At 54.0% G+C, this 14,042-nt stretch carries 12 protein-coding genes; 6 read left to right on the top strand and 6 right to left on the bottom strand.

All coding sequences use genetic code 11. The features are described 5' to 3' along the window. Nucleotides 1–226: 226 nt before the first annotated feature. A complete protein-coding gene (locus AC0QHF_RS09930; protein ID WP_324704045.1) occupies nucleotides 227–1,255 on the bottom strand; it encodes a cysteine hydrolase family protein in 1,029 nt (342 codons plus the stop codon). Nucleotides 1,256–1,315: 60 nt separating this feature from the next. Between AC0QHF_RS09930 and AC0QHF_RS09925 the strand changes: the two genes are divergently transcribed. Then, complete coding sequence (locus AC0QHF_RS09925) at nucleotides 1,316–2,020, top strand: GDSL-type esterase/lipase family protein (protein ID WP_324704044.1); 705 nt, start codon at nucleotides 1,316–1,318, stop codon at nucleotides 2,018–2,020. A 235-nt stretch (nucleotides 2,021–2,255) separates the two neighbouring features. On the opposite strand, the gene AC0QHF_RS09920 is transcribed toward AC0QHF_RS09925, so the two are convergent. Together AC0QHF_RS09920 and AC0QHF_RS09915 are read right to left on the bottom strand one after the other, a co-directional pair. After that, complete coding sequence (locus AC0QHF_RS09920; protein ID WP_324704043.1) at nucleotides 2,256–2,882, bottom strand: response regulator transcription factor; 627 nt, start codon at nucleotides 2,880–2,882, stop codon at nucleotides 2,256–2,258. A gap of 111 nt (nucleotides 2,883–2,993) precedes the next feature. Beyond that, nucleotides 2,994–4,208, bottom strand: coding sequence for a molybdopterin molybdotransferase MoeA (locus tag AC0QHF_RS09915; protein WP_324704042.1), 1,215 nt, complete (start codon nucleotides 4,206–4,208; stop codon nucleotides 2,994–2,996). A 238-nt stretch (nucleotides 4,209–4,446) separates the two neighbouring features. On the opposite strand from AC0QHF_RS09915, the gene cobO reads away from it, so the two are divergent. Together cobO and lhgO are read left to right on the top strand one after the other, a co-directional pair. Next, nucleotides 4,447–5,061 (top strand): cob(I)yrinic acid a,c-diamide adenosyltransferase, encoded by a 615-nt coding sequence (gene cobO, locus AC0QHF_RS09910; protein WP_324704047.1) that lies wholly within the window; start codon nucleotides 4,447–4,449, stop codon nucleotides 5,059–5,061. 77 nt (nucleotides 5,062–5,138) lie between these two features. Next, a complete protein-coding gene (gene lhgO, locus AC0QHF_RS09905; protein ID WP_324704041.1) occupies nucleotides 5,139–6,353 on the top strand; it encodes an L-2-hydroxyglutarate oxidase in 1,215 nt (404 codons plus the stop codon). Between the two features lie 64 nt (nucleotides 6,354–6,417). Here lhgO and AC0QHF_RS09900 read toward each other — a convergent pair whose 3' ends face one another. The 3 genes from AC0QHF_RS09900 to uvrC form a co-directional block, all read right to left on the bottom strand. After that, complete coding sequence (locus tag AC0QHF_RS09900; RefSeq protein WP_324704040.1) at nucleotides 6,418–6,984, bottom strand: Uma2 family endonuclease; 567 nt, start codon at nucleotides 6,982–6,984, stop codon at nucleotides 6,418–6,420. Nucleotides 6,985–7,040: 56 nt separating this feature from the next. Further along, nucleotides 7,041–8,426: a cytochrome P450 gene (locus AC0QHF_RS09895; protein WP_324704046.1), complete on the bottom strand. Its 1,386-nt coding sequence runs from the start codon at nucleotides 8,424–8,426 to the stop codon at nucleotides 7,041–7,043. 111 nt (nucleotides 8,427–8,537) lie between these two features. Continuing rightward, the gene (uvrC, locus tag AC0QHF_RS09890) at nucleotides 8,538–10,439 is read right to left on the bottom strand and encodes an excinuclease ABC subunit UvrC (RefSeq protein WP_324704039.1); all 1,902 of its coding nucleotides are present in this window, start codon (nucleotides 10,437–10,439) and stop codon (nucleotides 8,538–8,540) included. Nucleotides 10,440–11,085: 646 nt separating this feature from the next. On the opposite strand from uvrC, the gene AC0QHF_RS09885 reads away from it, so the two are divergent. The 3 genes from AC0QHF_RS09885 (at nucleotide 11,086) to mutY (ending at nucleotide 14,037) form a co-directional block, all read left to right on the top strand. Further along, the gene (locus AC0QHF_RS09885) at nucleotides 11,086–12,045 is read left to right on the top strand and encodes an RNA polymerase sigma factor, RpoD/SigA family (RefSeq protein WP_324704038.1); all 960 of its coding nucleotides are present in this window, start codon (nucleotides 11,086–11,088) and stop codon (nucleotides 12,043–12,045) included. A gap of 474 nt (nucleotides 12,046–12,519) precedes the next feature. Then, nucleotides 12,520–12,867, top strand: a complete 348-nt coding sequence (locus AC0QHF_RS09880) for a DUF760 domain-containing protein (protein WP_324704037.1) — start codon at nucleotides 12,520–12,522, stop codon at nucleotides 12,865–12,867. Nucleotides 12,868–12,906: 39 nt separating this feature from the next. Then, nucleotides 12,907–14,037: an A/G-specific adenine glycosylase gene (gene mutY, locus AC0QHF_RS09875; protein WP_324704036.1), complete on the top strand. Its 1,131-nt coding sequence runs from the start codon at nucleotides 12,907–12,909 to the stop codon at nucleotides 14,035–14,037. Nucleotides 14,038–14,042 lie beyond the last annotated feature (5 nt).

Below are 14,042 nucleotides of genomic sequence, written 5' to 3'. Positions count from 1 at the left end.
GCGGATTTCTAGATGGCTTTCACAGCATAGGTTGAAGCCGCCTAACCCACCCTACTAAACCGACTACTAAACCGACTGGACCGACACATCTTAAACGGTGGGTTACGGCGGATTTATAGATGGCTTTCACAGCATAGGTTGAAGCCGCCTAACCCACCCTACGAATCAAGCACATTTTTAGCCGTGTTGGTCCACTACAATTGACAATTCTGGAGATCCGATCGCTTCAAAAACCCGGCCAAGAGGCGATCGCGTCCGTGGATTTGACCCGGTGCATCCCCGCATCCGCAAAGCGTCGGAAAGCGGCTTCCGCCTGTTGGGAAAAGTCCACCGCGTCGGGAACCACCACCGGGGACGTGCAGTCGTCCAACAGGTAAATCCGCCCCGCCAAATTGGGGTCGCGATCGCGAATTTCGGTCAGCAAATCTTCCACCGTCCAGGCGACGCAGTGACTCTTCGCCTGCCCCGCCACAATCAGGCGATCGAACCCCAGTAATTTATCGATTAAAGATTGATTTTTTTTGCCGATCGCCTCCCCATTACTGGCTTGTAAAACCTCCGGTTGCAGGGCTGAATAATTCTCCGTCAGGGGATGTTGGCCCTTGAGTTCCAGGTGAGTCTGGCTGTGGCGGGCGATATTGTGAAAAAAGATCGCCTCCTCCACCGCCGACACCAATGCATGGCCGATGCCACCGAGGATGCCGTGGTAGGGCCAGATGGTGAGGGGGAAGCGTCCGCCGTCGCCCAACTCGCGGGTGTAGTGGCGGGCGTGCTCTCCCAGGGCCTCCAGACTCCAACCTTTGATATTGGGGGCGATCGCCGGATTTACCCGCCAGCGGCCTTTCTCGACGTCCTCATCGGTGATGACGGTGGTTCCGGGTTGGGGGTGCTCGCCGCAATCGTCCACCCAGAAAATCGGGTGGAAAATCTGCGTGGGGGTGTGGGTGTCCATCGTGACGACAATTTCCGCGATCGCCCCCAAATTGTGGTAGATAAATTCGCATAGTCGCCGGTTGTCTTCCACCGCCCCCCCGACGAATAACTCGAAACCGGGGAGGCAGAAGGTATTCTGGACGTCGATCGCCAACAAACCGATCCGCATCTCGTCTTCCGCCGCCGCCTTGATTTCGTGTTGTCCGGCCCAATTGCGGGCGTCCGTCGCCCGCTGCTGGTAGGGGACTTTCCACACTTCCCCGACGCGGTGGGGGTCGAAGTGGGGGGGAATCGGCAGGGTGGGCGCAATTTCTAATACCATTATTCTTAGATGCTCGCGATCGCTATTCCGGTTGAAAGGGAGGACGTTCAATTGTTCAGATTGTCTCCGATTTTAGCCCCGTTTCGGAAATTTCGCGTCCGCCGTCGGATGGGTTTTCTACTCCTATTTTTCATCGCCGGGATCGCGATCGCCAGTTGCGGTCCCTCCGTCGGGCAAGTCCGCAACCTGGAAGCCGGCGAAGGGGAACAGATTATCATTTTGGGCGATAGCATCGCGTCGGGATACGGCGTCCCGGTGGAACGGGCTTTCCCCGCCGTCCTCAGCGATAAACTGAACGTCCCCATCCTCAACCGGGGGGTGGCGGGGGATACCACCGCGATGGGACTGAAGCGGCTGGAAGCGGACGTGCTCGACGAAAACCCCTGGCTGGTGATGGTGGAGTTGGGGGGGAATGATTACCTGCGACAAGTTCCTATCGCCGAAGCCGAGGAAAACCTGCGAGAAATGATTACCCGCATCCAAGATGAGGGGGCGATCGCGGTGATTTTGGGGGTGTACGCCGATCGCATCGGCGGGGATTATAAAAGAATGTTTGAAAGCCTCGCGAAGGAGACGCGATCGTATTTGATTCCCGATTTGTTGAAGGGTGTCGTCGGCAATCCCAAACGCCGGCAGGATGATGTTATCCACCCCAACGCCGCGGGGCATAAATTTATCGCTGATCGCGTTTATACAGACCTGCAACCGCTTCTGAAACGGGCGACTATTCCCGAATCATTGGCGGCGATAAAAATGGCAGAATAATCTCGAATTTTGCCTCCGATGTCAACCGCATATTTGCATCCGCAGATTACGCAGATTACGCAGATTTATTATTCTTTGATTTGCCGATTTTTGGGGGGGATTAACAATCGATGTCATACCTGTGTTTTTTGTCTTTTTAATGGATGAAAAAACTGTCGTGAAATCTGTCCGCACTAGGTCGCTTGAAAAAAACTGAATCAGACCCTGAAATTTTGACTTCCCCAATCTGAAGTATTTAAACCAAACCCGATCGCAGGGCGACGACGGCTACCTGAACGCGATCGTCCACCGCCAATTTATTCATGATGCCGCGGACGTGGGTTTTGATGGTGTTGGGACTTAAATACAGTTCTTCGGCAATTTCTGGGTTGCTTTTGCCTTCCACCATCAATTTTAAAACTTCCAATTCCCGGGGGGATAGGGTTCCCAGGTTGGTTTGGGGGGCCGGGGGTTTGAGATGTTCCATCACCAGGCGGGCGACTTGGGGATCGAGATAGGTGGCCCCTTCGTAAGCGGCATCCATCGCGGCAATGAGGCGATCGATACTTGCCCCTTTGACGCAGTAGGCATCGGCCCCACTCGACAAGGACGCGATCACTTCCGTTTCGGCGGTGTGAGACGTCAGCATCACCACCCGAATTTCCGGAAATTGTTCTTTGATCTGTTTGGTGGCGGCGATTCCATCCAGGCGGGGCAGGCCGATATCCATAATTACGATATCCGGCTTTTTCTCCTTCGCCGCTTCTACACCGAGATAACCATCTTCGGCAATACCCACCAGGGTAATATTGGGACAGTCTGACAAAGCCTGTTCCAACCCCAGTTGCATCATCGGATCGTCTTCGACAATTAGAACGCGCATTATTGTTTGGGAAAGTGTTAAATGACTAGAAAGGACAACATTGACCGAGTTTCATGAATCCGGGTCTGAAGTTCTATCTTACCTGTTACATTTCACCCCCAAACTTAAATTTTACCGGACTTTCAAGACCCGCACCGATTCTCCGGCCCGGACGTGGGTCTGCCCGATGGGAAGCACGGCTAGGGCGTCGGTTTGGGCGAGGTTGATCAGGTTTCCGGAATTTTGGCTTCCCGGGGCGAGGGCGAATTCTATTTCGCCGTCAACCGATCGCAGCTTGCCCCAGAGGTAGGTTTCTCGCTTGCCGCCCGATCGCAACTCGTGACGCGATCGCACCTGCATCCACTGCGGACGCCAAAACGATTCGGCGAGTCCTGATCGCTTCTTCAAAGCCGGTCCGACGAACCGCCAGCACGTCACCAAAGCGGATACGGGGTTTCCCGGCAAGCCAAAATACGAGCAGTTGGGGAAGGTGGCGAAGGTGAGGGGTTTGCCCGGTTTCACCGCCACGGATCGGACCCCAATTTTTCCCCCCAACTCGGATAGCAGTTTCGGAATATAATCATACTCCCCCACGGACACCCCGCCACTGGACAATACCACATCCGCCGTCAGAATGGCCTTGGCGATCGCGGATTTGAGGGCCTCCGGGCGATCGGGGATGATGCCGAGGCGGACGGGTTCGGCCCCCATTTGTTGAACCCAAGCCGCCAACCCGTACTGGTTGGAGTCCACCAACTGTCCCGGGCCGAGGGGGCGATCGGGCCGGACCAGTTCATTTCCCGTCGAAAGCAGGGCTACCCGCAGGGGGCGATAAACGGGGACCCGCAAACACTGGGCAGCCGCCAACACCGCCATTTCCGCCGCCCCCAGCGCGATGCCCCCCGGCAGCAGGGGATCTCCGGCTTTGTAATAGGAACCCCGGCGGCGGACGAAGGCCCCGGATTCCGGTGTGGCGAGGATTTGGACGCGATCGCCGTTTCGTTGCGTTTCCTCCTGCATGACGACGGTATCGGCCCCCTCCGGCAGGCAGGCGCCGGTAAAAATTCGCGCCGCCTGTCCGGGTTGCAGCGTCTTTTTGGGGGAAGAGCCCGCCGGAATTTCTTCGACGATCGCCAAATCGGCGGGACGTCCGGCTAGATCAGCGTGTCGCACCGCGTAGCCGTCCATCGCCGAGTTATCCCAGTGGGGAAAGTCCAGGTCGCTGGTGACGGGGGCGGCGAGAATGCGCCCCGAAGCCGCCTCCAAACTCACCGCCTCGATATCCGCCTCGTCGGGGGCGGGCACCTGTTCTAAAATAATCGATTCTGCTTCTTGAACTGATAACATCAATGTGAATGACTCGCTCCTCAATCAGTGAATCATAGAAATTGTCAAGACATGGGAGAGGGCGAATACCATTCGCCTCGACCATCTCAATTTCCCACACTCCCATTCTTCCAACGATAGCGGAGCAATTCAATCTGCGCCATCTGCGCCATCTGCGGATTGCCCCCACCCTTCCTGTATGATTGCAGTTGAACCCAAAAATTTCACTGTACAAATTATGACAGAATCCGATCTCGAAATGGAAACCAAGGGTTTGACTGCCGAACAGCACCGCCAGAAGATGCAACGGCGCAAGGAAATTCAAGACCGGCGGGTGGCGGAGCGATCGCTCGAAAAGGGATTGATTATCGTCCACACCGGCAACGGCAAGGGGAAAACCACCGCCGCCTTGGGGATGGTGCTGCGATCGCTCGGCCACGGTTACAAGGTGGCGATCGTCCAGTTCATCAAAGGGGCCTGGGAACCGGCGGAAAAAGCCGCTTTTTCTAAGTGGCCGGATCAGTTACAATTCCACGCCTTGGGGGAGGGCTTCACTTGGGAAACCCAAGACCGCGATCGCGACATTCAAAAAGCTCAAGATGCCTGGGAATTGAGCCGCTCTTTGATCGCCGATCCCGACATCAAATTGGTCCTCCTCGATGAAGTTAACATCGCCATGAAATTGGGCTATCTCCCCGTGGAAACGGTGATCGCGGGACTCGAAGACAAGCCGGAAGATTCCCACGTTATTTTGACCGGGCGCGGCGCGCCACAAAGCCTGATTGAACGGGCGGACTTGGTGACGGAAATGACCTTGATCAAACATCCGTTCCGCGAACAGGGTGTCAAGGCCCAACCGGGCATCGAATTTTAACATATTTTGTTGTTGGGCTTGCCCCCCGGAGGCGCTAAAGCGCAACAACCAACTATTATTAGGAGGATTTTTCAGCCATGTATGATTTTGCGATCGTCGGGGGTGGAATTGTCGGCCTCTCCACGGCCTATGCGTTGACAAAATACCACCCGGATGCCAAAATTGTCGTTTTGGAAAAGGAGAGTCAATGGGCGTTTCACCAAACCGGTAATAATAGCGGCGTCATTCACTCGGGAATTTATTACAAACCGGGGAGTTTGAAAGCGACCCTCTGTCGGGAAGGGTGCCGCTCGATGGTCGAGTTTTGCGAAGAACAGGGCATCGACTACGACGTTTGCGGGAAGGTGATCGTGGCGACGGAACCGGAAGAACTGCCCCTGCTTGAAAATCTCTATCAGCGGGGTCTGGAAAATCAAATTCCCGTCGAAAAAATCGGCCCGGAAGCGGTGCGGGAAATCGAGCCGCACGTCCGCTGTTTGGAAGCCATTAAAGTCAATTCTACCGGCATTGTAAGCTACGGTCAAGTCTGCCAAAAATATGCGGATTTGGTGGGCGAAAAGGGCGGAGATCTGCGGTTGAATACCAAGGTTGATAAAATTATCGAAACCTCTGATGGGTTAGTCTTGGAAACCAATCGGGGGGAATTAAAAACCCAATTTATGGTCAACTGTGCGGGACTGTACAGCGATCGCGTCGCCGAGTTGGGCAAGGTGAACCCCCCCGCCAAAATCATCCCATTTCGGGGGGAATATTACGAACTTGTCCCCGAGAAACGCTATCTAGTCAAAAACTTAATTTATCCCGTCCCTAACCCCGATTTCCCCTTTTTGGGCGTGCATTTTACCCGCATGATTGACGGTTCGGTGCACGCCGGCCCCAACGCGGTTTTGAGTTTGAAGCGGGAGGGTTACAAAAAAACGGATGTTGATTTCGCCGAATTGATGGAAATTCTCACCTATCCGGGACTGTGGAAATTGGCCGCAAAATACTGGAGTGACGGGGTGGAAGAAATCGTGCGATCGTTCAGCAAGGCGGCTTTCGTGCGGAGTTTGCAGCGGTTGATCCCGGAAGTGCAGCCAGAAGATGTCATCCCCACCCATGCCGGCGTCCGTGCCCAGGCGTTGATGAAAGATGGCGGTTTGGTGGACGATTTCTTAATCGTTGAAGGGCCGCGGGCTATGCACGTCTGCAACGCCCCCTCGCCGGCGGCGACGGCTTCTTTGGAAATCGGAAAAGCGATCGCCCAAAAAATACCCGAACTGCCCAATTTGCAAGCTCCCGTAGAAGCGTAATTTATCATTGTCCGCGTAGCACGGGCTTCTAGCCGGTCACAGGCAGGATGCCTGTGCTACAATTTTAAAAATCCCATTCCTCAAACAATTCCGCAACTGATACCGAAAATCCCGGAACCACCGCTTCGCCCTCCAAATTATCCTGGGGACGCCGGAAGCCGTCGGGCTCGGCGGAATGGTAAATTAACACATATTTCTCGTCGGGATGGATGAGCCAAAGCAGGCGAGTTTCGTTCTCAAAATATTCGACAATTTTTTCGTGTAATTCCTCGACGGTGTTGTTGGGTGAAAGAATTTCTACAGCCAAATCGGGGGAACCTTGAAAAAATCCCCTCGGGGGACGTTTTAAGCCCTGCAATCGTTCTTTTGCAACGAAGGAAATATCCGGCGATCGCCGATTCCCATCTTTGAGAGTAAATGCGGTACTCGAATCGCAGACAATTCCCAGCTTATTCTGTCTGACATAAATAGCCAGAAGTCCCCCCAATAACGAGCCAATTCCGCCATGCTCCATCCCCGAATTGCCCATATCTAGCAACTCCCCATCCACCAACTCATAGCGGCGCTCATCTTTGGACAACGCCATAAATTCTTCATCTGTCCAAATATTTTTTTCGGTCGAAGTTGCCATCAAAAAACCTCCGAAAACTGTCGAATTAACAGGGGAGATATTGTCTCCCCTTTTGCTCAACTTACCGCCGCCACTTCAACGGATTTTTCCGGGCGCGATCGCCGCCCCTTCAAAACCATCGGAATGCCCCCTCGCGCCGCGAGGGTGACGCCCCGCCGAGACGCTTTCGGAGGTTTCGAGTCCGCCCAAGCCAACTCATAATTTAACATCACCGTCGCCAGCGTTAATTTCATTTCATATTGTGCCAACGCCATGCCGATACACTGGCGGGAACCGCTGCCGAAGGGCAGGTATTCGTAGGGGGAATATTTCCGCTCCAAAAATCGCTCCGGTTTGAACTGTTCGGGTTCGGGATAAATTGACGGGTTGCGGTGGAGGAGATAAATGCAACCGACAACTGTCGTTCCGGGTTCGAGGTGGTAGCCCATCAACTCCACGGGTTGAGTTGTAACCCGGGGAAATGTGATCATTGCAACGGGGTAAATTCGCAGGCTTTCCTGACAGATTGCGCTCAAATAAGGCAGGCGATAAATGGTCATCGGATCGGCGTTTGGGGGCAATGTTGCCAACTCCGACAACAGGCGATCGCGCACTTCCGGGAGTCGGTTCACCCAGTACAAAGACCAGGCCATTGCGGTGGCGGTGGTTTCGTGTCCCGCAAATAAAAGCGTCAGCAATTCGTCCCGCAATTCTTCATTCGTCATGGGTTGGCCGTCTTCGTCCCGCGCCGCCATCATCAAGCTGAGAATATCCGTGCGAGTTTCGTCGGGATGTTGGCGACGTTCCTCGATTTCTTCAAATAGCAATTCGTCGATTTCCTGCCGCAACCGCCGGAACCGCCCCCAGGGACTCCAAGCCCCCAAATCTTGCTGCAAAAATGGGAAAAATAACAGGCTGGCACTCAGGGGAGAATCGACCACTTTGGAGAGGTTTCCGGTCAGTTCTTTGAGGCGATCGTAGCGGGTTCCTTCGTAAACTCCAAACACGGCCTGAAGGATCACCGCTAGGGAAATTTCCTGCATGGAATCCCGCGCCCGGAACGGTTTCCCAACCTCCCAGCGATCGCCCACTTTTCGAGTCAAATCGCAGATCAATTGTCCGTAATTGAACATCCGTTCGCCGTGGAAGGGCGGCATCAACAATTTGCGCTGGCGCCGGTGCGCCTTGTCTTCCAGCAGGATCACGGATTTATCCCCCACCAGGGGTTTCAAAATCCCGTTGACGGAACCGGGAGCGGTCAATTCTTTGGTATCGTGAGTGAGGATATATTGGATAGCTTCCGGATGGGACGTGAAAATCAGGTTGCGACACCCCGCCCCGATTCGCGTGCCGAAAATATCCCCATATTTCCGGGCGCAAGTGTTCATATAATCGACGGGATCGGCGATCCACTGGAATTCCTGAATCAAGTGAGAAGTTTTCGGACCGTTAATCTGTTTCACGTTCATAATTATTTTCCCGGCTGTTGCATCATTCTTCACCCCCAGTTTAAATAATAATTACGAAAATTGTCGATCCGTTGTTGCGCTTTAGCGCCCCAAATCCCGCATCTCCTAACTCTCCGCCCGAGATGGGTTAAAATAATCGTAAATTTGTCGGGCTAACTTGGGGCCGATGCCGGGAACTTCCGCCAGTTGTTCCGATGTGGCTATGCGAATATAATCAATGGATCGAAAGTGCGCCAGGAGCAATTTTTGGCGGTGGTGTCCGAGTCCGGGAATCTCGTCGAGGCGCGATCGCTTCATCCGTTCGCTGCGTTTGTTGCGGTGGAAACTGACGGCAAATCGGTGCGCTTCGTCCCGCAGCCGCCGCAGCAGTTGCACCCCGGGCTGTTCGGGGTCGGTTTCCAGGGGTAAAGACTCGCCGGGAAGAAAAATTTCCTCCCGCCGCTTCGCCAAACCGACGACTTTCACCTCTTCCAAAATATCGAGATCTCGCAACACTTCCACCACCGCAGACAGTTGCCCCTTGCCACCGTCGATGACGACCAAATCGGGTCTGTCCTGGCTTTCGGAATTGTGATCATCTCGGAAGCGGCGGGCGAGCACTTCCGCCATGCTGGCGAAGTCGTCCGATCGCCCCGATCGCACGTCGGGATTTTTGATTTTATAGTGGCGGTAGTGCTGTTTGGCGGGCAAACCGTCGATAAAAACCGCCCGGGACGCCACGGCATCGGAGCCCTGAATGTGGGAGATATCGTAACATTCGACGCGGTGGGGCAACTCGGGCAAATCGAGAATTTCCGCGAGATCTTGCAGGGCGGCGGTGTTGCGATCGCCCATCTTTTGCACCCTCGCCAACTCGTAGCCGGCGTTGCGTTCCACCATTTCAATTAACTCGGCTTTTGTCTGCCGTTGGGGGGTCACAAACGTCACTTTTCGACCCCGGCGATCGCCCAGCCAGTCCGCCAACATGGATTCGTCGGGTATATCATATTGTAACAATATTTCGCCGGGAATTTCCACATCATCGACCGTGCGATAATGTTCCTCCAAAACCCGCTGCAAGATCGCCCCCAACTCCGCAGAAGTCAGCGAAGATTCGCCATTTTTAACAGACGAGACTTCGGCTACAAATCCCAACCGTCCCACTAATTGACCGGCGCGAATTTGGAACAGTTGGACGCAGGCTTGTTTGTCATCCGCGGCTAATGCGATCGCGTCCCGAGAAACGCGATCGTCGGGGAGGGATACTTTCTGATCCGCATTTAAGGACTGCAAACCCTGGATGCGATCGCGCAATCTCGCCGCTGTTTCAAAGTTCAACTCCGCCGCCGCTTCCTCCATTTGGACTCTCAAGGTTTCGATCAGTTCCCCCGTCCGCCCCTGAAACACCATCGCCACTTTTTCCACAATTTTTCGATAGTCTTCCGGGGAGATCATCTGCTGGCAAACCCCCGGACATCTGCCGATATCGTAGTTTAAACAGGGGCGATCTTTGAACAGCGGTTTGGGACGCTGGCGCAGGGGAAATAACCGCTTCACCAACTGCAATGTCGTCCGCAGCAGCCCGGTGTCAACATAGGGGCCGTAGTAGCGATCTCTGGGGTTGCCCAACCGCCTCTTTCGGGTGATGAAAATGCGGGGATATTGTTCCGACCAGGTGATGCAGAGGTAGGGATATTTTTTGTCGTCTTTGAGTAAAACGTTGAAGTGCGGCTGGTGGCTTTTCACCAGGTTGGCTTCCAACGCCAAGGCTTCCGCTTCGGTGTCGGTGACGATAAATTCGATGTCGGCGACCTGTTGCACCATCAGGCTGATGCGGTGGCTGTGGTGGTGGCGATCGCGGAAGTAAGACCTCACCCGCGATCGCAGTTTTTTGGACTTGCCGATGTAGAGAATATTGTCCGCACTGTCCCGCATCAAATAGACCCCGGGAACCGGCGGTATTTCTTTCAACCGCGTTTCCAGGCGATCGGGATCTTTGACCAAGGGTTGAGTTTGGAGAGTCGGCATTAATATCGAAGTTGAGATAAAGGACTTTCGGACATTTACATTCTAACAATTTTCGTTATCAATGGTGTTGCATAACCGGTCAAAATGTTCTATCATTTTGAATGAAAGTTGACTCAAAATTTTCATTTTAAATCAAACGATGGCTTCGTTGTTGCGCTTCAGCGCTTCTGAGGGGGCTCCGAGTCCAACAACGAGTGATGGAAGTTGTTGCGCTTCAGCATCCCGGCGAAGATGAGTATAAATACTCAAGATTTGCCGGTGGCCCTCCATCATATCATTTTGTCAATCGTCAGATAGGGAAAACTTATCAATCGCTCCGAAATCCTGAAAATTTTCTGCAATTTTGTTTTGATTGATGCAATTGTAAAGTTCATTAACAGGTACTCTCAGACCAGTTGACGATTAAAATCGTGCCGAGTCAGCCGGAGGGGGGATAGTCATCGCTTCTCATAAATGTTAAAATTCGTAACATACCATTGAGCAATGTAAACATTCTCAGATTCACCCGGAGTTGGCCGGCCAACTCGGTGGGTTGCAAACGAGAGGAAAGCGCAATTGCCCGCCCGCTTTTCTTCCCCAGCTCAAGGTATGGGCTTAATTCGTCAGACCTTTATTAAAGGATGAGGTATCCAGCGGGAGATGAGCCATGAAAACTGCTAAAACCTCGGACACAGACTCAGTTCGTGCCTACCTGCGAGAAATTGGTCGCGTTCCCCTGCTGACCCACGAGCAAGAAATTCTCTATGGCAAACAGGTGCAACGGGCGACCGCCCTCCAGGACAAACGAGACAAACTTGCCAAACGACTGGGCCGCGAACCGAGCGATGCAGAATGGGCGGAGGAGGTCAAGTTGTCCGCCCACGAACTCAAGCAGATCCTGCACCAGGGTCAAACCGCCAAGCGCAAGATGGTGGAGGCCAATCTCCGCCTCGTCGTGTCTGTGGCCAAGAAATATATCAAGCGCAACGTGGATCTGTTGGACTTGATCCAGGAAGGGACCATCGGAATGCAGCGCGGCGTGGAGAAGTTCGACCCCACCAAGGGCTACCGATTTTCCACCTACGCCTACTGGTGGATTCGCCAAGCGATCACCCGGGCGATCGCGGAAAAGGGCCGCACCATCCGCCTGCCGATCCACATCACGGAAAAACTCAACAAAATCAAGAAAGCCCAGCGACAACTGGCGCAAGAACTCGGGCGATCGGCCACCATCAACGAACTCGCCGACGAACTCGATCTGACTCCGAAACAAATTCGCGAGTACCTCGAACGGGCGAGACTTCCCCTGTCGTTAGACCTGCGGGTGGGGGACAACCAGGACACGGAATTGGGCGACCTGTTGGAAGATACCAGCACCTCCCCCGAGGAATTCGCCCTCAATTCGTCCCTGCGATCGGATTTGGAGTCGCTGATGGCCGACCTCACCGAACAGCAGCGGCAGGTATTGGCCCTGCGCTTCGGCTTGGAGGACGGACAGACGTTGACGTTGGCCAAAATCGGCGATCGCCTCAACATCAGTCGGGAACGGGTGCGCCAGATCGAGCGGGAGGCCCTGACCAAACTCCGCAAGCGCAAGCAGGACATGAACGACTATCTGGCGAGTTAGCCGTCAATCTCGGATTGAAAATTCCATCACATTAACCATTTTCAATCAACTTTAAATTGGGGACCGGGGAAACGGGCGATGTCCGAATACCCGGTCCCGATCACTTTTGATGTCCGATCCCCCAAATCCCCCTCGCCAAGGGTAATTATAGCAACGAGCGCTCGTGTGTTTACAGTTTCGCTTTGGGGACAAAACTCGAAAGCCTGATTTCAAGGGAATTTCCAATCCCTACACCCGACACCCTACACCCTACACCCTACACCCGCGCGCAGCGCTATATCAATTATCAATTGTCAATTATCAATTATCAGAAGTGGGGTTTTCGGCCAATTGAGTTCGGTTTTTCGGACTTAAGGTTTCCGACCGATTTGCTAAATTATAAATAAGCAACAAATCGAACTCCGACAAGCGCCAATTCCGCATAATCCCCGCGAACACAAGCATTTGAACCGATCGCACGGTGGAGGTGTACCGATGAATCGACCCGAACATCAAAACTCAGAATTTTTTACCGCAGACACCCAAAACGGCCCGGACTTACTCTGGCAATACGTCCAATCCATGAGCCCGGAAACCATCTCCCAACTCTCCAAACCCACTTCTCCGGAAGTCTTCCAGGTGATGGAACGGAACATCGTCGGGCTGTTGGGAAATCTCCCCGCCGAACATTTCGGCGTCAGCGTCACCACCAGCAGGGAACACCTGGGACGCCTGTTGGCTTCGGCGATGATGAGCGGCTATTTTATCCGCAACGCCGAACAGCGGATGGCTTTCGAGCGATCGCTGCACGGAATCGGGGTTGCCGACAGCGAAGATTCGTGACATGATTTTTAATCGATCGGTCGCGTTTTAGAAGTCACTTTGTCCCACCGCAACCATTCCGCCGATCCGGTCAATCCCACCTGGGAGTTGCCGGATTTTGACGTTTTAGAATTGAGGCGATCGCTCCTGAATTGGTATCGACGGCAGGGGCGAGATCTGCCCTGGCGCCGCAGCCGCGAACCCTATCAGATCTGGATCGCCGAAATCATGCTTCAACAAACCCAGGTCAAAACTGCCTTGCCCTATTACCAAAGGTGGCTCAACCAATTTCCCACCCTGGAAACCCTCGCGGAAGCGGATTTGCAACAGGTTTTGAAAGCATGGCAAGGGCTCGGATATTACGCCCGGGCTCGGAATCTACACGCCTGTGCCCAAACCCTGGTAAGGGAGTATAATAGCACTTTCCCCGATACTTTAGAAGATGTGTTGAAATTGCCGGGAATCGGTCGCACCACGGCCGGCGGCATCCTGAGTTCGGCCTTCGATCTGCCGATCTCGATCCTTGACGGCAACGTGAAGCGAGTCCTGTCCCGACTGATCGCCCTACCCGTCCCCCCCAAACGGGGGTTAAAATGCCTCTGGGCGCTTTCCGATCGCCTCGTCGATCCCCCCCATGCCCGGGACTTCAACCAGGCCTTGATGGACCTGGGAGCGACCCTGTGCACCCCAAAAGCGCCCGAGTGTCCCCGGTGTCCCTGGAAAGATAGCTGTCAGGCCAATTTATTAAATCTGCAATCTGAAATTCCCATGCGAGAAGCCTCATCCCCCCTTCCCCACAAGTTGATCGGCGTCGCCGTCATCTGGAACGATCGCCGACAAATTTTGATCGACAAACGTCCGGCAAAAGGACTCCTGGGGGGTCTGTGGGAATTTCCCGGCGGCAAAATCGAACCGGGGGAAACCGTCGAAGATTGCATCCGGCGAGAAATTGAAGAGGAAATCGGCATTGCGATCGCCGTCGAAGACCACCTGATCACCCTCGAACACGCCTACACCCACTTTCGCGTCACCCTGCAAGTTTACCACTGTCGCCACCTCAGCGGCGAACCCCGCGCGATCGAATGCGACGAAATTCGCTGGGTAACATTAGATGAAATCGATCGCTTTCCCTTCCCCAAAGCCAACGAAAAAATTATCGCGGCTTTGCGGGAGGGAGTGGGGAATAGGTAATCGGA

It is taken from the genome of Lyngbya sp. CCY1209 (assembly GCF_055795065.1).
Note: the sequence above shows the minus strand (reverse complement) of the source record. Positions and strands in the feature narration are given on the sequence as shown.